Annotated in this window: 16 protein-coding genes; 10 read left to right on the top strand and 6 right to left on the bottom strand. The window is 68.3% G+C overall.

Going from position 1 to position 19,263, the window contains the following annotated elements; translation table 11 throughout:
* Window positions 1-4: 4 nt before the first annotated feature.
* The 3 genes from BMX37_RS09125 to BMX37_RS09115 are packed head-to-tail and all read left to right on the top strand — an operon-like array spanning window position 5 to window position 2,353.
* Window positions 5-484, top strand: coding sequence for a DUF2271 domain-containing protein (locus BMX37_RS09125; RefSeq protein WP_093665441.1), 480 nt, complete (start codon window positions 5-7; stop codon window positions 482-484).
* Between the two features lie 16 nt (window positions 485-500).
* Window positions 501-1,367, top strand: a complete 867-nt coding sequence (locus BMX37_RS09120) for a DUF4198 domain-containing protein (protein ID WP_093665643.1) — start codon at window positions 501-503, stop codon at window positions 1,365-1,367.
* Entirely contained in the window at window positions 1,268-2,353 is a 1,086-nt protein-coding gene (locus tag BMX37_RS09115) for an FAD:protein FMN transferase (protein ID WP_244501523.1), read from the top strand. Before BMX37_RS09120 ends, BMX37_RS09115 begins: the two co-directional genes overlap by 100 nt.
* A gap of 16 nt (window positions 2,354-2,369) precedes the next feature.
* On the opposite strand, the gene BMX37_RS09110 is transcribed toward BMX37_RS09115, so the two are convergent.
* The 3 genes from BMX37_RS09110 to BMX37_RS09100 are packed head-to-tail and all read right to left on the bottom strand — an operon-like array spanning window position 2,370 to window position 6,769.
* Window positions 2,370-3,272, bottom strand: a complete 903-nt coding sequence (locus BMX37_RS09110; RefSeq protein ID WP_093665439.1) for an alpha/beta hydrolase — start codon at window positions 3,270-3,272, stop codon at window positions 2,370-2,372.
* Window positions 3,269-5,791 carry a glycoside hydrolase family 9 protein gene (locus tag BMX37_RS09105; RefSeq protein ID WP_244501496.1) on the bottom strand — a complete coding sequence of 841 codons (2,523 nt, stop codon included), beginning with the start codon at window positions 5,789-5,791 and terminating at the stop codon, window positions 3,269-3,271. Before BMX37_RS09105 ends, BMX37_RS09110 begins: the two co-directional genes overlap by 4 nt.
* Before the next feature lie 60 nt (window positions 5,792-5,851).
* A complete protein-coding gene (locus BMX37_RS09100; RefSeq protein ID WP_093665641.1) occupies window positions 5,852-6,769 on the bottom strand; it encodes an alpha/beta hydrolase in 918 nt (305 codons plus the stop codon).
* A gap of 310 nt (window positions 6,770-7,079) precedes the next feature.
* Between BMX37_RS09100 and BMX37_RS09095 the strand changes: the two genes are divergently transcribed.
* The gene (locus BMX37_RS09095; protein WP_244501495.1) at window positions 7,080-8,924 is read left to right on the top strand and encodes a diguanylate cyclase; all 1,845 of its coding nucleotides are present in this window, start codon (window positions 7,080-7,082) and stop codon (window positions 8,922-8,924) included.
* A 42-nt stretch (window positions 8,925-8,966) separates the two neighbouring features.
* Here BMX37_RS09095 and BMX37_RS09090 read toward each other — a convergent pair whose 3' ends face one another.
* Window positions 8,967-9,626, bottom strand: a complete 660-nt coding sequence (locus tag BMX37_RS09090; protein ID WP_093665437.1) for a hypothetical protein — start codon at window positions 9,624-9,626, stop codon at window positions 8,967-8,969.
* A 240-nt stretch (window positions 9,627-9,866) separates the two neighbouring features.
* Here BMX37_RS09090 and BMX37_RS19015 point away from each other — a divergent pair, with 240 nt between their 5' ends.
* Together BMX37_RS19015 and BMX37_RS09085 are read left to right on the top strand one after the other, a co-directional pair.
* Window positions 9,867-10,265: a hypothetical protein gene (locus tag BMX37_RS19015; protein ID WP_212611421.1), complete on the top strand. Its 399-nt coding sequence runs from the start codon at window positions 9,867-9,869 to the stop codon at window positions 10,263-10,265.
* Window positions 10,255-10,707 carry a TIM barrel protein gene (locus BMX37_RS09085; protein ID WP_244501494.1) on the top strand — a complete coding sequence of 151 codons (453 nt, stop codon included), beginning with the start codon at window positions 10,255-10,257 and terminating at the stop codon, window positions 10,705-10,707. Before BMX37_RS19015 ends, BMX37_RS09085 begins: the two co-directional genes overlap by 11 nt.
* A gap of 71 nt (window positions 10,708-10,778) precedes the next feature.
* Here the strand turns inward: BMX37_RS09085 and BMX37_RS09080 are convergent, their stop codons facing one another.
* Both BMX37_RS09080 and BMX37_RS09075 read right to left on the bottom strand, forming a co-directional pair.
* Window positions 10,779-11,771, bottom strand: coding sequence for an aldo/keto reductase (locus tag BMX37_RS09080; RefSeq protein ID WP_093665436.1), 993 nt, complete (start codon window positions 11,769-11,771; stop codon window positions 10,779-10,781).
* A 43-nt stretch (window positions 11,772-11,814) separates the two neighbouring features.
* Window positions 11,815-12,780 carry an SDR family NAD(P)-dependent oxidoreductase gene (locus BMX37_RS09075; protein WP_093665435.1) on the bottom strand — a complete coding sequence of 322 codons (966 nt, stop codon included), beginning with the start codon at window positions 12,778-12,780 and terminating at the stop codon, window positions 11,815-11,817.
* Window positions 12,781-12,953: 173 nt separating this feature from the next.
* On the opposite strand from BMX37_RS09075, the gene BMX37_RS09070 reads away from it, so the two are divergent.
* The 4 genes from BMX37_RS09070 to BMX37_RS09055 all read left to right on the top strand — a co-directional run bounded on the left by BMX37_RS09070 (window position 12,954) and on the right by BMX37_RS09055 (window position 19,204).
* Window positions 12,954-13,862 (top strand): AraC family transcriptional regulator, encoded by a 909-nt coding sequence (locus BMX37_RS09070; RefSeq protein ID WP_244501493.1) that lies wholly within the window; start codon window positions 12,954-12,956, stop codon window positions 13,860-13,862.
* A 115-nt stretch (window positions 13,863-13,977) separates the two neighbouring features.
* On the top strand, window positions 13,978-14,541 hold the full coding sequence (locus BMX37_RS09065; RefSeq protein WP_093665434.1) for a DNA-3-methyladenine glycosylase I: 564 nt from the start codon (window positions 13,978-13,980) through the stop codon (window positions 14,539-14,541).
* Window positions 14,542-14,714: 173 nt separating this feature from the next.
* Window positions 14,715-16,538: a DUF885 domain-containing protein gene (locus tag BMX37_RS09060; RefSeq protein ID WP_093665433.1), complete on the top strand. Its 1,824-nt coding sequence runs from the start codon at window positions 14,715-14,717 to the stop codon at window positions 16,536-16,538.
* A complete protein-coding gene (locus BMX37_RS09055; RefSeq protein ID WP_244501492.1) occupies window positions 16,535-19,204 on the top strand; it encodes a M1 family metallopeptidase in 2,670 nt (889 codons plus the stop codon). The genes BMX37_RS09060 and BMX37_RS09055 overlap by 4 nt, the downstream gene beginning before the upstream one ends.
* The last annotated feature ends 59 nt before the right edge of the window (window positions 19,205-19,263 follow it).

The raw sequence follows: 19,263 nt of genomic DNA, 5'->3' as shown, positions 1-19,263 counted from the left end.
ACCCATGCGCCTGTCCTCCCTCGCCCTTGTCGGCACCGCGATCGCCGCACCGGCCACGGCCGGCACGATCAACGTCACCATCCCGGCCCAGTCGGTCGCCGAATACCACCGCCCCTATGTCGCGATCTGGCTGGAACCGGCCGCTGGCGGCCCGGCGCGCACGCTTGCGCTGTGGTACAACGGCAAGCCCGGCGGCAAGGAGCCCGGTACGAAGTGGCTGCCCGAGCTGCGCGCCTGGTGGCGCAAGGGCGGCAGCAGCCTGGCGCTGCCGGCGAACGGCGTCAGCGGCGCGACCCGCGCGCCCGGCACGCACGCCATTCCCCTGCCCGCCGACCTGAAGCCCGGCGCCTATATCCTGAACGTCGAGGCGGCGCGGGAGACGGGCGGCCGCGAACTGGTCCGGGTGCCGTTCACCGCGCCCGCCGATGCCGGCCGGGCGGCGGGGACGCACGAACTGGGCAGCGTCACGCTGACCCCACGCTGATCCAGGAGCCATGGTCATGACGCTTTCCCGCACCCGCCTGCTCATCGCCGCCGCGCTGTTGTCGGTTCCGGCCGCCGTGTCGGCGCACCGCATGTGGTTGCTGCCGTCCGGCACACTGTTCTCCGGTACTGACAGCTGGGTGACCGTCGATAGCGCGATCTCCAACGACCTGTTCTATCCCGATCACTTTCCCGGCCGCATCGAACAGGTAAAGGTCTGGCAGCCCGATGGAACGCCCGGCCGCATCCAGAACGGCGCCACGGGCCGCTATCGCTCCGTGTTCGACGTCGCGCTGGACAAGCCGGGGACGTGGAAGATCGGCACCGAGATGTCGGGCGTGATGGGCAGCTTCAAGATCGACGGGGTCGAAAAGCGGGTCGGCGGTCGCGGTGGTCCGCCGCCGGCCATGGCTGGCCAGTCCGGCCGCCCCGCTGCCGGTACGCCGCCGCTCACCGTCGCCGACATTCCGGCCAACGCGACGGATGTCCAGCTGACCGAGACGTGGAGCCGCAACGAGATCTTCGTGACCGCCGGTGCGCCGACGACGACAGTGCTGAAAACCACCGGCAAGGGGCTGGAATTCGCGCCGATCACCCACCCCGATGGCCTGGTCGCGGGGGAAACCGCGCGGTTCCGCTTCCTGGTGGATGGCAAGCCTGCCCCCAATCTGAAGGTCACGCTGGTTCCAGGCGGCAAGCGTTACCGCGATGCGGAGGGCGCACGGGAGCTTACCACCGGCGCGGACGGCGTGCTGGCGATCGAGTGGCCGGCGGCAGGTATGTACTGGCTGAACGCGACGCTGACCGACAGCCACGCGACCCTGCCCCGCGCGACGCAGCGGCGGATGAGCTATTCGACCACGCTGGAGGTCATGACGCCCTGACCCTGCCCCCGCGCATCGCCCTGACCCCGCGCATCGCCCTGCCCGCGGAGATCGATCCGGCGGCCTTCGTCGGGCATGATCGCACGGCGCCGATCGTCGAACTTTGCGGGGAGACGATGGGCACCACGTGGCGCGTGCTGTTCGCCGCGCGCGTGCCGCCGCCCGTTGTCCGGGGGAGGATCGAGGCGCGGCTGGCGGAGCTGGTTGCGCAACTGAGCAATTGGGACAGGGCGTCGGCTCTGAGCCGCTTCAACGACGCGCCCGCGAACAGCTGGGTGGCGCTGCCCCCCGATCTGGCGCGCGTCGTCGAAGAAGGTCTGGCGATCGCGGCGGTGAGCGATGGCGCGTTCGATCCGGCGGTTGGCGTGCTGGTCAACCTATGGGGCTTCGGCCCTGCCGGGCCGCAGCCGCCGCCGACCCCGGTGCAAGTCACCGCCGCGCTGGAACGGAGCGGCTTCGCGCGTATGGGCTGGCGTCCCGCCGACGCTTCGCTGTTTCAGCCGGGCGGGGTGCAGCTGGACCTGTCGGGCATCGCCAAGGGCTATGCGGTGGATGCGATCGTCGATCTGCTCGCCACCTGCGGCATCCGGCATTGCCTGGTGGAGGTCGGTGGCGAATTGTCGGGTCGCGGCATACGGCCGGACGGCGAGCCGTGGTGGGTCGATCTCGAACTGCCGGACGGGGCGTGCTTCGCACCGTTGCGCGTGGCGATGCACGGACAGGCGGTCGCCACGTCCGGCACCTATGTCCGCGGGGGCCACAATCTGGACCCGCGCACCGGATCGGCGCCGCGCAACGGCGTCGTCTCCGTCAGCGTCGTCGCGCCAACGGCGATGCGGGCCGACGCCCTCGCCTCCGCCGCGCTGGTCGCCTATCCGTACCTGGCTGCGCCGGCCTTCGATGGCGTCGCGATGCGGCTGATCGTCGCGAGGGAGGGCGGGTATGACGAGATCGTCACCGCGCCACTCGCCGCAATGCTCGACTGAGCGCCCCCCGGTCCTGCTAACGCCGCCGTGGCGACAGCCAGCCGCCATCGGCAAGCCAGTCGTACAGGCGATCGGGCCAGTGCAGGATCGATATCCGGTCGGACTCATCCAGGTTGAAGGCGTGCCCGGCCTCCGCATACAAATGCAGTTCCGCCGACACCCCCGCCTTCTGCAACTGCTCATAGAGGCGCAGCGGCGGCAACGCGCAGCACGGATCGCGGCTGCCCGCGACAAGGAAGGCGGGCGGAGCGGAGGCGATCGCCTGGCCAGGGATGCCGTGCGGTCCCGGAAACACCAGGACCTGGAAATCGGGACGTGCCGACTGGCGATCGATCGCGTCGACCGCCGGGCGTCCGGCCGGCTCGGGATTGTCGGCGATCAGCGACACCAGCTCGCCACCCGCCGAAAAGCCCATCGCGCCGACCCGCTGCGGATCGACGCCATAGTCCGCGGCATGCGCCCGAACCCAGCGCACCGCGCGGCGCGCATCGTCTGCGGCGTCGCCGTCCACCGAGTAGGGTGAGTTCGGCTCGTTCGCGAGGCGGTATTTCAGCACAAAGGCGGTGACGCCGATCCGGTTCAGCGCGGTTGCGACCTTCGTCCCCTCGTTGGTCCAGACGAGCAGCTTGTGGCCGCCGCCCGGAATGACGATCACCGCCGCCCCATTGCGCCGCGCGGCCGGTGCCGGAAACGCGATCAGCGACGGCGAATGGATGTTGCGCACCCAGTAATCGCGGCCGATCTCCGGCTCCTGCGCACGCTTCCCCACACCGGGCGCGCCATTCGGCCATAGCGGGATCGGCTGGTAGCGCGGCGGAACCTCTGCCGCCGGGTCCTGCGCCGAGATGGCAGGCTCGGTCTGCGCAACCGCCACCCCCGCAGGCAGCGCGAGGAGCGCGGCCAGGAACAGGCGGATCATCGCGGCGCAGCCACTGCCGGCGTGGAGGCACCCTGATCGATGCCCTTGGCCGCACTCTGGGCGGCACGCGCGGCGAGGATATAGGCCGATGTCGTGCTGACCGTATACTCGTTCTCGAACCACAGGAACGGCCAGTCGGTCTTCGCCTCCGGCAGGTCGGGCTTCACGATCAGAACGCCGGGGACCAGACCGCCGGGGATGAAGCTGTAATCGGCGCGGTTGTGACCGTATCCGATCAGCTTCGACTGCGTACCCACGGTGGAGACCAGGGACAGGTTGTTCGCCGGATGCCGCCCCAGCACATAGTCGATCGCGTCGAGCGTGTAGCTGGTGCCGACGATGTCCGGAAAGGCGGTGTGCAGCAGGTGCATCGTGGAGCCGAACGCGACCACTTGGTTCGACCCGGCCCATGTCCCCTCCGTGATCGGAACGCCGAACGGGTTCTTGATCAGATCGCCGTCGACCTTGGCCTTGAACGTCCGCACCGCGCGCGCGATCCGGGTGCGATAGGCGGCATCCATGGCGGGCAGTGCGCGGACCGAGGCCGCCGCCGTCCAGGCGAAGTTCTTCTCGATCACCGGCAGCGACGCGCGCAGGCGGGTGGCATAGGTTTTGTCGTTGGTGGTCAGCAGCAGTTCCACCGTCGCGACCACATTGGCGACCTCCGCAGAGCGCGGCGAGGAGGAATCGTCCCGGCCGTCGCCCGACTTGACCGGCCGACCCTGCTGCCGGGTCCACAGCACCTTGGCCGCGTCCAGCGCCTCTGTCGCCATGGCGGGATCGCTCGCCCGCAATGCGCGCGCGGCACCGGCAAGCGCGCCAGCCACCGCCAGGTTGTTCGCCGGCAGGTCCGTGGTGAACGCCCAGCGGTCATCCGCCTTTCCGGACGAGTCGCCGCGAACCTCGTCGGGCTTCAGCGCGGGATCGTAGAGGCGGCCATCCGTCTGCGAACCGGCGTCGCCCAAATGGGCGTATTGGCGAAGCGCGGGATCGACGATGCCGACGATCGCGTGCCCGAACACCTTGTACTGCGCGAGCAGTTGCAGCGTGCCGTGGCGGATCTGCTGGATCGCATCCTCCTGCCCGTCGGGCTTGCGGATCTCGACCGCGCGCGCTGCCTCGTCGACGCTGGTCTGGTCCCAGTCCAGCCCATAGAGTTCGCGTGCCCAAACCAGATCGCGCACCACCTGCGCGTTTTCGGGCGTCTGGATGTCGTAATCGCCCGCGTCCTGGAACCCGCCGACCGCCAGGCCCGGAATGTGCTCGCCGGCCTTGAAGGGGGAATCGAGGTTCGGTCCCATGCGATAGCCGTCGAAATGCACATGGTTCGCCGGCGCCTGGCGCGCATCGTCCAGGTGCGAGGGTGCCGACCAGACGCGATATTGCTCGCGAATGCCGACATGATCCATCTGCTCCGCGATGAACGTGTCGAGCGAGGTCTGCCAGATGCGGTCATAGGCGTCCGGCGCGATGCGGAACGGGTTGCTGGTGTGCCCGGCATAGCGGATCGCGTAGATGCCCGGATCGCGCACGCCCGAGAAATCGAACGCGGCATAATCATATCGCGTGTAGCGGCCGCGCGGCGTGGTGGGTGCGCGCAGCACGACATGCTCGCCGTCCGTGCCCAGCTTCACCAGCTCCGCCTCGCGCGGCGCGGCGAAATTGGGGTCGAGTTCGATCAGCGCGACCTTGGCGCGGCCGGGCGTGTAGCCGGCCTGGTTGAACGAGACGACGGGCGGGCGGACCCAATCCTTCACCACATTCGGGCGCACGTGCCAGACGACGGCATTGTCCTTCGCCCCCGCCGCGATCTCCGACCGCACCACGAACCAGCCGTTCTGCGCCCGCGCACGCGCGTCGTAGAGCGACAGGGTGCCGGTGTCCGACGTGATCGCGATCTGGGTCAGCGGGTCCTCCGGCGCCAGCGTCAGCGACCTGCCGCCCGAGGCGAGCGGCAGCGGATCGCCCGATCCGTCCGTTGCCATCGGACCGGTCGGATGGCGCGGGAACAGGCCGGGACCGTTGTCCATCAGATAGGTCTTGCCGAAATAGCTGGACGGCAGGAAATCCAGGTTGAACCCCGCCTTTCCGACCAGCGCGGCGGGCAAGGGCTGGTCCAGGTCGACGGCTATGCGGAAACCGCCCTCCCCCTCCGGCGTGACGCGGACGCGGTAGCTGAGGTTCTGGTCCTTGTAGGCGGACCGGACAATCACCGATCCGCTCGCCTTGTCCACCGTGCGGTCGACAAAGGCGGGAACCGGCGCCCATTGTTCCGGCGTCTTGTCCAGCCGGACGGCGCCGTCGGTGGCGATCCGGTCGCCGTGCAGCACGATCTGGATGCCGGCATTCTTCTCATCGAAGAAGATCGGGCTGAACTGGTTCTGGTCGACAAGGACGCTCAACCCCCGCGTTTCCAGCGTCTGCGCGGGCGATACGGTCAGCGTCTGCGCGCCGGCGATACCGATGGTGAGCGCACACACGGCCACAGAGGCCGACAAGGCGCGAAAAGCCTTCAGCACGGATCATTCTCCTGATGTTCATGCCTGCTCGCCGGCCATCCGACGCGCGGGGTCGTCACGTCACTGCGCGGGCTTCATCCAGCCATGCATGGTCAGCCAGCGGGCGAACGCATCGAACCAGCCGGTCGAGGTCGTCGCCTTCGGATACATGCCAAAGCCGTGACCGCCCTGCTCGTACAGGTGGAACTCGACCGGACGCTTGGCCGCGCGCCAGCTGTCGATCAGGGCAAAGTTGCCGTTGCCGAACAGCGGATCGTCCGCCGCGATTGCCGCGAACAAAGGCGGCGCGTCGGCCGGCACCGTCACCGCGGCCAGCGGACCATAGACGTTGCCGAGAAAGGCCGGCTTCGCATCGTTGCCCGACATCGCAGTCGCCATGGTCAGCATCGCACCGGCCGAAAAACCGACCATGCCGATGCGATTGGGATCGACCCGCCACTCCCCCGCGCGCGATCGGATCAGCGCAAAGGCCGCGCGGGCGTCCGCGATCTGCGGCGCAAGGTTCGCCATGGCGCGATCCGGTGCGGGACGGGTGCGCGATACGGCGGAGAACATGTCCTTCATCGACTTGTCGAACGCGGCCATGTCCTGCGGCGTCTGGTTGAGCCGGTATTTGAGGACGAACGCGGCGACGCCGCGCGCGGCGAGCGCCTTGGCGACATCCCACCCCTCATTCTCCATCGACAGCGTCCGGAAACCGCCGCCCGGCGCGACCACGACGGCGGCACCGCTCGCCTTTGCGGGATCGGGGAGGAACGGCGTCAGCGTGGCGACGACGACGTTGCGGGCGAAGACGCTGTTATACTGGCTGTGCCAGACCTCCGGCGCAGTGGCGCCGGGCAGCTTGCCGGTGTTCAGCGTGATGGCGCCGGGCTGTGCCGGGATGGGGATCGGCACCATCTGATCGTTGGCCGGTGCAGACGTCGCGGCGGCAGCGGTCTGGACCTCGCCAAGCGCAGGAGCGCCCATGGCCAGCATCGCCGCCGCGGCCACCGCGGCACTCAGCCGCCCTGCACCACCCTTGCGCGAGCCCGGTGCAGCCCGGCCCACCTGCATCCTGCGAATCATCATCGCTCTCCTGTCTTCTTGTTGTTTTTCAGGAGGCTATAGATAGCGCTACCAGCAAGCAATCCCCTCCCGCACGGCCGGTGCGATTATCCCGACCCGGCGGCCGCCAGAGTGCGGTCGGGGTGACGACGGCAAACGCCGCTTCAGCGGCGCAGGGCGGTAAGGGATTGTCGCGCTAAGGTCGGGCGGTGGGCGTGATCGGTAACCTGACGCTAAGCTCATGCCGGTACCTCCACGCGCCATGTTCGCCTCCCTATCGGCCCGGATCGCCGCCATTGGCGTCGTCGTCCTGATCGCGCTCGGCTCGCTCGCGGGGTTGCTCGCCGATGCCTCGCATCAGACCAGCGAGAGTTTCCGGTCGGCCGCGCATTCCGCAACCGTGATCGAGACCACCGAGGCGGCGCTGGGCGACCTGCGCGAGGCGGAGTCGGGACAGCGCGGCTTCGTCATCACCCGCAACCCGGCCTATGCGCAGACCTTTGCCGAGCGCGTCGACAGCTCCGCGCGCAACATCACCGCCGTCGTGCGGCTCACTCAGGACGATCCCCTTCAACATGCCCGCGCACGGGAGATCGCGCTGCTGATGAAACAGCGTTCGGCCTTTTTGCAGCAGCCGCTTCAGTTCGCGCGGCGCGGCGACTTCACCAGTGCCGTCGCGTTCATCGTCAGCGGGCGCGGGCGCGAATTGATGGACGCTATCAGCGTGCGCGCGACGGGCTTCCTGGACGAGGAGCGTGCGATCCAGATGGCGCGGCAGACGGCGGCGGACCAGCGCATCGTCAACGGCAAGCGGCTGGCGATCATCGGCGCGGTCGCTGTCGCCCTGCTCGTCATGGGCAGCTGCGCGCTGCTGATCCGCGGCATACGCCGGCCGCTGGACACGGTGCTGCGCGCGATGACGGCGCTGGGCCAGGGAAAGCAGGACACGCGCATCGATACGGCGATGGGCTCGCGTGAGTTCAGCCAGTTGGCCGAGGGGTACAACGCCATGGCGGCGCGGCTGCGGCGTGCCGTGGCCGATCGGGGTGACAGCGAACGCCAGTTGCACGTCGTCAACGCGGAGCTTCAGCAGAACACCGTCGCGCTGCGCGAACGCGGCGACGTGATCGAGTTGCTCGGCGGCATGGCGCACCGCATGCAGGCGGCGCGTACCGACGACGAGCTGGCGCAGATCATCCGCGTCTTCGTGCCGCGCGTGCTGCCCGACATGCCGGGCGCCTTGTTCGCGCACAACAACTCGCGCAATTGCCTGGTCCCCGTCGCCAGCTGGGGCGGCACCGAAGTTCCGGCAGAGGGCTTCGCGCCGGAGCGGTGCTGGGCGCTGCGTCGCGGACAAAGCCACTGCGTCACCGAACCGGGGCGCGACATCGTCTGCGGCCATGCGGCGGAGGACGAGATCTACCATTGCGAGCCGCTGCTCGCCGGCGGCGAGGTGATCGGCGTCCTGTATCTGCGCGGACGTGTGGAAAGCGAGAACAGCTTTCGCATGAAGGTGCTGGTGGAAAACATCGCGTCGGCGCTGGTCAACCATCGCCTGCAAAGGTCGCTGCGCGAGCAGACGATCCGCGACCCCCTCACCGGCCTGTTCAACCGGCGCTACATGGAGGAAACGCTGAAGCTGGAGATCGCCCGCGCATCACGCGCCGGCACCCCGCTCAGCCTCGTCATGTGCGACGTCGACCATTTCAAGCGCTTCAACGACGAGTTCGGCCATGACGCCGGCGATCTGGTGCTGCAAACCGTCGCCACCGAAATGCGCAAGCGGTTCCGCGATGGCGACATCGTCTGCCGCTTCGGCGGGGAGGAGTTCACCATCATCGCGCCCGGCAGCACGGCGGAGGCGATCGCCAGCCGGGTGGAGGCGGTGCGCTGCGCGATCACCGCCCTGAACATCCGCCAGGGCGGCCGCGCGCTGGGTTCGACCAGCATGTCGTTCGGCATCGCGACCTGGACCCGGACGATGGCGCAGGACGGCTCCACGCTGGTTCAGGCGGCGGATCTGGCCCTGTACCAGTCGAAGCGGGAGGGGCGGAACCGCGCCACGATCAACCGGCTCGCCGCCTGAGCCTTTGGCGGCCGTCAGCCGGCGGGGATGTCGCCGCGGGGATCACGAGCATCCCTCGACATATTCCAGCACCGGTGCGGTGCCGACATGCATCAGGCTCACCTTGCCGTCCCGCCCGATCTCGAAGCGGAGCGCCGGGTCACCGCTGGCGGCGTTCGGGGCGCTGAGATATTTGGCCGGGGCGTCCTCATATTTGTGCGGTTCCTCGCGGAAGCCGGCGAACCACTTCTTCACCTGTGCCTCCGGGGTGCCGACACCGATCCCTTCGGCCAGTTGCACGTCCGACCGCTTGCCCACGGTGATCCGCCGCACCTTGCCCTCGGTCACGATGGCATAGACGCCGGGATAGTCGGGCGAGCTGACGGTCCGGCAGCCTTCGGACTCCTGCGCTCCACGCTCTTTCCAGGAGCTGTTCCCGGGCACCGCCTGTCCGATGCGAAGTGTGCCCAGCCCTTCCAGCGCGAGCACCTTCGGATTCGTCGGCGTCGCCGGTTCGGCCGTGTTCGCGGTCGCATCCGAAGCCGTACCCGCCGGAGCAACAGCGGCATTGGCGACCGCGCTGTTCGATGTGTCTGCCGGTACCGTCAGGTCGGTCGTCGTGTTCGCGACAGTTTCCGAACGCGGAGCCTCCGACCCAGAGGAACAGGCCGCAAGCGCCAAGACAAGAGACGACGCGATCGATGGTGCATGGAGTATCTTCATGGCCGCAATAACGCCCGCGGTGAAGAACGGGTTTCTTCCGCCCCGCGCGACGCAGAGATCATCAGGCTATCGTCTTCGATAGAAACGACATTTCCAATGGGCGTCTTACTCTAGTCCGCTGAAGTCCCAAGCCCAGAGGGTTTTCGCATCCACCGACTTGACGGCAATCCAGACGCGACCCCGACCGCTACTCCCAGTGCAGCACTTTGCCGAAGACCTCATCTCTAGTATCGAGCGGTCATGATAAACCGGCGCGACATCCTCGGCTCGTCTCTCGCGGTATGGGCCTCGGCCGGCATCGCCGCACCCGCGAAATTGATCGGCCGGCTGAAGCAGTCGGTCAGCCGCTGGTGCTACCAGGACATTCCGCTCGAACGGCTATGTGCCTTTGCCGCGAGCATCGGACTGCAAGGCATAGATCTGCTGGAGCCCGCCGATTATGAGGTACCGCGCCGGCACGGGCTGCGCTGCACCATGGGCTATGCCGCCGGCATCATGACGATCCCCGACGGGCTGAACCGGCGGGAGAACCATGCGGCCATCGAACAGGCGTATCGCAAGGGTATCCCGCAGGCCGCCAAAGGCAGGCGTTCCCAACGTCATCGCCTTTTCGGGCAATCGGAAGGGCATGTCCGATGAAGAGGGCGCCGCGAACACCATCGCCGGCCTGAACCGCGTCAAGCGGATCGCGGAGGACAATGGCGTGACGATCTGCGTCGAGTTGCTCAACAGCAAGGTCGACCATCCCGACTACATGGCCGATCATACCGCCTGGGGCGCGAAGGTGGCGCGTGAAGTCAACTCGCCCCACGTCAAGCTGCTCTACGACATCTACCATATGCAAATCATGGAGGGCGACCTGATCGACACGATCAGGCAGAACATCCAATGGATCGGTCATTTCCACACCGGCGGCGTTCCGGGGCGCCACAACCTGGACGCGACGCAGGAGGTGAACTGGCGCGCGGTCGCCCGCAGCATCGCCGACCTCGGCTTTCGCGGCTATTTCGCGCATGAATTCATGCCTCAGGGCGATCCGCTAAAGGCTCTGGAGCAGGCGGTGCGTACCTGCACCGTGTAAGCCGATCGTGAAAAGCACCTGTCCGCCCCCGCCGATCAAGCAGGGGCGGACAAGCCGTTACCGGTGAATGCTTAGAGCTTGACGCGCGCCATGCCCGCTTCGGCGTAGCGGGGACCGGCGGTCTTGCCGCTCGGCGCCGCGGCCTCGATCGTCGCCAGATCGTCCGCGCTCAGCGTCACGTCCGGCGCACCGGCGCTGTCCCGCATCGTCTCGCTGCGCTTCACGCCGGGGATCGGCACGATGTCGTCACCCTGCGCGAGCAGCCAGGCGAGCGCGATCTGCGCGTTGGAGACACCGTGGCGCCCCGCGACCTGCGCGATGGCGTCGACGATCGCCAGGTTCGTCGGCATGTTCTCCGGCGCGTAACGCGGGTCGTTGCGCCGCCAGTCGTTGGCGGGCAGCTCGTCCAGGCTGCGGATGCCGCCAGCCAGGAAGCCACGGCCAAGCGGGCTGTACGACACGAAGCCGATGCCGTTCTCCCGACACGCGGTCAGGATGTCCTCCTCCACATCGCGCTCCCAGATCGAATACTCGCTCTGCAATGCCGCGATCGGATGGACCTTGGCCGCCCGCCGGACCGTCGTCGCCGCCGCCTCCGACAGGCCGAGGAAGCGCACCTTACCCTCCTTGACCAGGTCCGCCATGGCGCCGACCGTTTCCTCGATCGGCACGTTCGGATCGACGCGGTGCTGGTAGAACAGGTCGATCGTGTCGATGCCCAGCCGCTTCAGCGACCCTTCGCAGGCGCGACGCACGTTCTCGGGGCTGCCATCGACGCCGGTGGGCGTGTCGCCGTCCCAGCGCATCGCGAACTTGGTGGCGATGATCAGGCCGTCGCGGCGGTTCTTGATGGCGGCGCCGACCAGTTCCTCGTTGCGGAAGGGGCCATACATCTCCGCGGTGTCGAAAAAGGTGATGCCGAGGTCGATCGCCTCGTGGATCGTTCGCGTGGAGACGTCGTCGTCCGCGACACCGTAATTGATGTTGCCGTCGCGGATCATCGGCATGCAGCCGATGCCGATCGCCGATACTTGAAGGCCATGGCCGAGCGTGCGGTATTTCATGTCGTAAGTCCTTCGTGAAACAGCGTGTGAAACGCGCAGGCGGTCAGAAGCGCTCACCGACCAGGTCTTCGCTTTTCGCCCAGAGTGCGTCCGCCCGTCGTGGATCGATCGCATAGGGGCGGACGCCGCCGCGTATCCCCTCGCCGTCCTGGATGTCCGCGACGTGGCAGTCCTCGCAATAACGACCGCCGACCGCGTCGGCCGGTGCTACCACTGCCGCCCACACCGACGTCGCGGCACCCTGCCGGATCGACTTCCACTCGAACGCCGGCGCACCCGACGCCCGCTGGCCCTCGTCGATGGAGGCGACCAGCGCGTCCATCGCCTCGGGCGTCAGGTGGCGGCCAAGCTCCGTCGCGATGCCGCCCGGATGCACCGCCGTCGCGCGGATGCCCGCCGCCCGGTGCCGCTGGTCGAAGCCGACGGCGAACAGGGCGTTGGCCGTCTTGGACCGGCCATAGGCGATCCACTCGTCATAGGGTGTATGATGGAAGTTCGGATCGTCCAGATCGACATCCGCGAACCGGTGGCCCGCCGAGGACAGGTTCACCAGCCGGCCACCCGCCTTCAACAGCGATGCGATGCGGTTGACCAGAACGAAATGGCCGAGGTGATTGGTGCCGAACTGGGTCTCGAACCCGTCCTCCGTCCGCCCCTGGGGACAGGCCATGACGCCGGCATTGGCGATGATGATGTCGAACGGGCGACCATCCGCCACCAGCGCGTCGGCACAGGTGCGCACGCTGGCGAGGGAGGCGAGGTCCAGCTCGACCAGTTCGAGACTGCCGGTCCCCGCCTCCGCCGCGGTCTGCACGGCCCCGGTCGCGGCGCGCGCCTTGGTCAGGTCGCGCGCGGCGCCGACCACATCGGCACCATGCGCGACCAGCGCCCGCGCCGTCTCCACACCCAGGCCGGCGGACACGCCGGTGACAAGGACGCGCTTGCCCGAAAGGTCGATGCCGTCCAGCACCTCATCCGTCGTCGATTTCGCTCCAAAGGTCTTGGTCATGATGACAATCCCGGTCTGATAGGAATATGCGCCGGCCAGGTCCCGCCGCGCTCCCTCCAGATCGGAACGGGGCGCGGCGCCATGAAGCCCGATCGTATCGATCTCTTGCCCGATCCTATCAGGAGGCGCTCCGGGTCGGCTGAGACGCCTTGCCCTGACGGCGCTTCGTCGCGATGTTCGCGGTCATGCAGGAACAACTGGACCGGATGCGCGCGATCGCCGAGCGGCATGCCGATGGCATACGCCGCGACACGGTGCTGCCGCGCGTCGCGCTGCATATCGGGTGCGTGACGACCACGCCGACACCGGGCGTGTACGAACCGGCGCTGTGCATGGTGTTGCAGGGCGCGAAGCACGTCATGATCGGCGACCGCACGCTGCGCTACGACCCGGCCAGCTATTTCATCGCGACTATCGACCTTCCCGCCTGCGGCTGGGTGGTGGAGGCGAGCGCGGCCAAGCCCTATGTCGCGGTAAGTATCAGGCTGAACCGCGAAAGTCTGTCCGCGCTGGTGCCAGACGTTGCCGGCGGGGCCGAGGGAGACACCGCAGGCTTCGCGGTCAGCGCGGTGACCCCGGACCTGCTCGACGCCTGCTCCCGCCTGCTTTCGCTGCTCGACACGCCGGAGGATGTGCCGGTGCTGGGACCGATGCACGAGCGCGAGGTGCTTTACCGGCTGCTGAGGGGGCCGCAAGGCGGCGTGCTACGCCAGATCGCGCGTGTCGACAGCCGCCTGAGCCAGGTGCGCCGTGCGATCGGTTGGATTCGGTCGCATTTCGACGAAAGTCTGCGCGTGGAACAGCTTGCCGAGCTGGCGGGGATGAGCCCCGCCTCGTTCCACCGCCACTTCAAGGCGGCGACCGCGATGAGCCCGCTGCAATATCAGAAAATGCTCCGCCTTCAGGAGGCGAGGCGCCTGATCGTCGCCCGTGCCGATGCCGGCCGTGCGGCGCATATGGTGGGATATGAGAGCGCATCGCAGTTCAGCCGGGAATATCCCCGCATGTTCGGCGCACCACCCGGCCGCGACGCCGCACGCCTGCGCGGCAACGGCGCGGCGGAACTGGCCCAATCCGCCTGAGTCATCGCACCGAGCCGGGTTCATCGTAGTCCGTACTGACTTGTTCAAGCAGTCACCCTCTGCGGCGACTATGGTATCGGTTGCGGACGCGGGTTCGACGTTTGAGGGAGCAGCCATGTCGCCAGATCACCTGACCCGATGCGCCTGGGCGGAAAGCGACCCGCTCATGCGCGCGTACCACGACGGGGAATGGGGCGTGCCGCAGCGCGACGCGCGGATGCTGTGGGAAATGCTGATGCTGGAGGGGTTCCAGGCTGGGCTTTCCTGGCTCACCGTGCTGCGAAAGCGCGATGCCTTTCGCGCGGCGTTTGCCGGCTTCGATCCGGCAAAGGTCGCCCGCTTCGGCGAGCAGGATGTGGCGCGCCTGATGGCCGATCCGGGGATCATCCGTGCATCGGGGAAGATCCGCGCCACGATCCGCGGTGCGCAGATCTTTTGCGAGATGGCCGAACGCGGCGAGGACTTCTCGGAGTTCTGCTGGTCGTTCACGCAAGGTGAGCCGATCAGGAACGCCGGGGAGGATTGGATCGCCAGTTCGCCGCTGTCGACGATCATTGCCAAGGACCTGAGGCGACGCGGCTTCAAGTTCGTCGGGCCGACCATCGTCTATGCGTGGATGCAGGCGGTCGGCATCGTCAACGATCACGCCGGCGGATGCTTCCGCCGGGACGAAGTCTGATACCTGCAGAAGCGCATGGCGCCGGGGCGGGTTTTACCCCGACACCCGCCTGACCGCCCCTTTCCTAAGATCACCGACGGGACGGCTGTCGCACCCCGGCGTCGAACGATATAGCCGCTGCGAAGCGCGATCGAGGGCACCCAGGGCCCCGCCGCCAGGAAAGGAACCCAGCCATGCTCGACCGCCGTCTGTTCTGCCTTGGATCGGCCGCGGCCATCGCGATGCCGCGCGCTGCGACGGCGGCCGCTAGCACCGCAAAGGCCGGCTCGGCCGACGCGGCGTTCGCGCGGACGCTGGACGGGTTCTACCGCACCGCGCTGGATGAGAGCCCCATGCTGGTCACCTCGCTCGGCATCGACACGGGTGCGCGCGCGGCGGCCAAGGGGAAGCTGGACGACAGCTCGCCGGCCGGCGTCGCCCGCCGCAAGCGCGTGGTCGCCGACCAGCTCGCCCAGTTGAAGCGGATCGATCGCACGCGATTGGGCGCGGCTGCTGCGATCAACTATGACGCGGTCCTGTACGACGCGACCCTCACCGACGCGGCCGACCGCCAGTTCGCCTATGGCGGCGTCGGCGCGGGCAGTCCCTATGTGCTGTCGCAGCTGAACGGCGCCTATGCGTCAGTCCCCGATTTCCTCGACAGCCAGCACGTGATCGCGACAAAGGCGGACTGCGAAGCCTATCTCGCCCGGCTCGACGCCCTTGCCGTCGCGATGGATCAGGAGGTCGAGCGCGCGCGCCACGACGTCGCGCTGGGCGTCGTTCCGCCCGATTTCGCGATCGACGGCGCGCTGGCGCAGATGAAGGTGCTGCGCCAGCCAGCCGCGACCTCCACCCTGGTCACGTCGCTGGCGAACCGCGCCAGGGACAAGGGGATCGCCGGCGACTGGCAGGCGCGCGCGGGCGCGGTCTACGACAAGCGGGTGGTGCCCGCGCTGGACCGGCAGATGGCGCTGCTCGCCTCCCTCCGTCCCAAGGCCGTACACGATGCGGGCGTGTGGCGCCTGCCCGACGGGGAGGCCTATTACGCCGCATCGCTGCGTGCCGCGACGACCACCGACCTGCCGCCGGAGGAGGTCCACCGGCTGGGCCTGGACGTGACGCGCGAGTTGAGCGCACGGGCCGATACGCTGTTCCGCAAGCTGGGCATGACGAAGGGCACCGTCGCGCAGCGTTATGAGGCGCTGTTCAAGGATCCACGCTATCTCTACCCCAACACCGATGCCGGCAAGGCGAAGGAGATCGCCGACCTGAACGCGCTGGTCCAGGCGATGCAGAAGCGGCTGCCCAGCTATTTCGCGACGCTGCCCCGGACGCCGCTGGAAATCCGCCGTATCCCGGCGGCGACCGAGGCGGGCGCCTCGACGCACTACACCGAAGGCAGCCTGGATGGCACGCGACCGGGCATCTACTGGCTCAACCTGCGCGACACGGCGGAGGCGCCGTTCTGGGACATGCCCACGACCACGTTCCACGAGGGCATTCCCGGACACCACCTCCAGATCACGCTGCAACGGGAATCCGCGCTGCCCGACTATCGCAAGATCCTGTTCTTCGGCGCCTATGTCGAGGGTTGGGCGCTGTATGCGGAGCAACTGGCGGACGAGATGGGCTTCTACGCCGATCAGCCGGCATGGGAGCTGGGATATATCCACGACGCGCTGCTGCGTTCGGGCCGGCTGGTCGTGGACACGGGCATCCATGCCAAGCGCTGGAGCCGCGAACAGGCGGTGACGACGCTGAGCGGCATCGATGGCGATCCCATCTCCCTGTCGGGCCAGGAGATCGAGCGCTACGCGGTCAGCCCGGGCCAGGCATGCAGCTACATGGTCGGCAAGGTCACGATCCTGCGCCTGCGTGAAAAGGCCAAGGCGGCGCTGGGCCCCCGGTTCGACATCGGCCGATTTCACGACGCGGTGCTGTTGTCGGGCGCGCTGCCGCTTGCGGTGCTGGAGACGCGGGTCGACGCCTTCATCGTGGCGGGCGGGCGCGCGTGAGCGTCGATCCGGCCGGCGGGCCGGGTGCGGCGACACGCCGCGGCGTACTGGTCGGCGCCGCCGCCATCGGGGCGAGCGGCCTGGCCGCGACGACGTCGCCACCCAGCTTTGCCGCGACACCGCTGCCATCCGACCTCTCCGGCAGCGGTGTGTCGCTTGCGCTGGCGCGGCGACGGGCCATGCAGATCGCGAAGGTACGCTACGACCTCGCGCTCGACGTCACCGCACCGGATGCCGCCACCGGGTCCGTCGGTATCGCGTTCGACCGGCGCGTACGGAGCGGAGACCTGCTTCTCGATTTCCGCGGGCCGACGCTGTCGGATGTCATGGTCAACGGCCGCGCCGTGCCGGATCGGCGGCTCGACGGCCATCTGGTCCTGCCCGAGCGGCTGTTGAAGGCGGGCGAGAACACGGTTTCGGCGCGCTTCACCACGCCGATCGCGGCGAGCGGTGCGGCGATCATCCGCTTCCATGACGAAAAGGACGGATCGACCTACCTCTACACGCTGCTGGTGCCGTCCGACGCGAACCTGCTGTTCCCCTGTTTCGACCAGCCGGACCTGAAGGCGCAGTTCCGCTGGCGCGTGACCGCACCCGGCGACTGGACGGTGATCGCCAATGGCGGCGTCGCGTCGAAGGAGGGGGTCAGCGCGGCCGTGCGCTGGACCTTTGCGCAGACCCAGCCGATCTCCACCTATCTCGCCGCCTTCGCCGCCGGGCCATGGGCCAGTTGGGCGTCCGAGCCGGCGGGCGGGCGCGCCATAACCCTCTACGCGCGCGCCTCTCGCAAGGCGGAGGTCGACGCCGACGCGCAGATCGCGGCCAACCGGGAAGCCGTGCGCTGGCTGGAGAATTGGTTCGGCGTTCCCTTCCCCTTCGCCAAGCTCGACCTGGTACTCGCGCCCGCGTTCCCGTTCGGCGGCATGGAGCATGTCGGCGCAGTCTTCTACAACGAGGACCGTTTCGTGTTCCGCGAACCGCCGACCCTGCCGCAACGGCTGGGCCGGGATGCCACCATCTACCATGAGATCAGCCATCAGTGGTTCGGCGACTTCGTCACCATGCGCTGGTTCGACGACCTGTGGCTGAAGGAGGGCTTTTCCACCTACATGGCCGCGCGCATCCAGGCGGAGCTGCAACCCGACAGCAATGCATGGACGACGTTCCTGCTGTCCACCAAGACGCCCGCTTACCGCGCCGACGCGACCAGCGGGACGCAGCCACTGTGGCAGACGCTCGACAATCTCGACGCGGCGAAGAGCAACTACGGCCCGATCGTCTACAACAAGGCGCCGGCCGTGCTGAAACAGCTCGCCTTCCTGGTCGGCGAGGACGGCTTTCGCCGCGGGCTGCACCTGTTCCTGGAACGGCACGCCTATGGCAACGCCACGTGGCAGGACCTGCTCGGTGCCATCGCCGAAACGTCGAAGGTCGATCTCACCACGTTCGGCCGGCAGTACATGCTTCGCGCCGGACTGCCGCGGATCGACACGCACATGACCATCGCGGACGGGCGCATCGCCTCGCTGCAATTGTCGCAGCGTCCCGCGCGGGCGTTGCCGGGCGATCCGGGCGGGGCATGGCCGATGAAGGTCAGAGTGCGGCTCGGCTATGGCGGGCGGCCCGACGTCGTACTCGACGCCGCCTTTGACGGCGAAACGGCGTCGGTCGCGAACGCTGCCGGCCTGCCCGTCCCCGATTATGTCTGGGCCAATGACGAGGACCAGGGATACGGCCTGTTCATGCCGGACGACCGCACGCTGGCGTGGAACGGCGTTCATGTGGGCGAGGTACGCGACGCGCTGCTGCGCGCGATGCTGTGGAGCGGGATGTGGGACACGGTGCGCGACCGTCGCCTGGCGCCGGAACGGTATCTGGGCATCCTTCTCGACCATCTGCCGGCGGAGACGGACGAACAGATATCCCGCACGATCCTGGCGCGCGGGGCGACGGCGCTCGACCTCTATCTGACGGCGGAACGCGCGGCGCCGCTGCGCCAGCGGTGGGAGGCCGCGCTGATCGCGCGCATGGACGATGCGCGGCTGGGCTATGGCCTGCGCAAGGATGCCGCCGACCGGCTGATCGCCACGGCGCGCACGCCGCTCGCGCTCGACCGCCTGCGCGCGTTGCTGGCGGGGACCGCGACGCTGGCGGGCGATCCGATCCGCCAGCCGACCCGCTGGGCGGCGGTCCGCCGGCTGGTCACGGTCGGTGCCCCCGACGCCGAGGCGCTGTTCGCCGCGGAGCAGCGGGCGGATCGATCGACCGAGGCCGGGAAGGACGCGTTCGTGGCCCACGCCGCGACCCCGACGGCGGCGATCAAGGCCGAGTATTTCCGCCGCTATTTCGACGATGCCGGATTGAACGAGGCCTGGGCCAGCGAAAGCCTGGGCGCCTTCAACGCGGCGGAACAGGCGACGCTGACGCTGCCGTTCCTCCGGCCGGCGCTCGACCGGCTGGAATGGATCCGGCGCAATCGGCGTATCTTCTTCCTGCCAGCCTGGATCGACGCGTTCATCGGCGGCCAGACCAGCGCCCAGGCGCTGGGCGTCGTCGACGCCTTCCTTGCCGCGCATCCGGCCCTGCCGATCGACGTGCGGCGCAAGATCCTGCTGTCGCGAGACGAGCTGGACCTGACCGTCAGGATCAGGGAAGCGAAGCGCTGAGGATCACGGACACGCGAGGGAGCAAAATCCGGTCCCATCGTCCAGCAGTCGGCTAGGCC

It is taken from the genome of Sphingomonas gellani, from assembly GCF_900110035.1.
Classification (GTDB): Bacteria; Pseudomonadota; Alphaproteobacteria; order Sphingomonadales; family Sphingomonadaceae; genus Sphingomonas; species Sphingomonas gellani.
Note: the sequence above shows the minus strand (reverse complement) of the source record. Positions and strands in the feature narration are given on the sequence as shown.

Excerpts from the sequence above, each read along its gene's own strand:
- BMX37_RS09125 (WP_093665441.1), top strand. The coding sequence starts at position 5 with ATGCGCCTGTCCTCCCTCGCCCTTGTCGGCACCGCGATCGCCGCACCG.
- BMX37_RS09120 (WP_093665643.1), top strand. The coding sequence starts at position 501 with ATGACGCTTTCCCGCACCCGCCTGCTCATCGCCGCCGCGCTGTTGTCG.
- BMX37_RS09110 (WP_093665439.1), bottom strand. The coding sequence starts at position 3,272 with ATGATCCGCCTGTTCCTGGCCGCGCTCCTCGCGCTGCCTGCGGGGGTG.
- BMX37_RS09100 (WP_093665641.1), bottom strand. The coding sequence starts at position 6,769 with ATGCTGGCCATGGGCGCTCCTGCGCTTGGCGAGGTCCAGACCGCTGCC.
- BMX37_RS09095 (WP_244501495.1), top strand. The coding sequence starts at position 7,080 with ATGCCGGTACCTCCACGCGCCATGTTCGCCTCCCTATCGGCCCGGATC.
- BMX37_RS09090 (WP_093665437.1), bottom strand. The coding sequence starts at position 9,626 with ATGAAGATACTCCATGCACCATCGATCGCGTCGTCTCTTGTCTTGGCG.
- BMX37_RS19015 (WP_212611421.1), top strand. The coding sequence starts at position 9,867 with ATGATAAACCGGCGCGACATCCTCGGCTCGTCTCTCGCGGTATGGGCC.
- BMX37_RS09085 (WP_244501494.1), top strand. The coding sequence starts at position 10,255 with ATGTCCGATGAAGAGGGCGCCGCGAACACCATCGCCGGCCTGAACCGC.
- BMX37_RS09080 (WP_093665436.1), bottom strand. The coding sequence starts at position 11,771 with ATGAAATACCGCACGCTCGGCCATGGCCTTCAAGTATCGGCGATCGGC.
- BMX37_RS09075 (WP_093665435.1), bottom strand. The coding sequence starts at position 12,780 with ATGACCAAGACCTTTGGAGCGAAATCGACGACGGATGAGGTGCTGGAC.
- BMX37_RS09070 (WP_244501493.1), top strand. The coding sequence starts at position 12,954 with ATGTTCGCGGTCATGCAGGAACAACTGGACCGGATGCGCGCGATCGCC.
- BMX37_RS09065 (WP_093665434.1), top strand. The coding sequence starts at position 13,978 with ATGTCGCCAGATCACCTGACCCGATGCGCCTGGGCGGAAAGCGACCCG.
- BMX37_RS09060 (WP_093665433.1), top strand. The coding sequence starts at position 14,715 with ATGCTCGACCGCCGTCTGTTCTGCCTTGGATCGGCCGCGGCCATCGCG.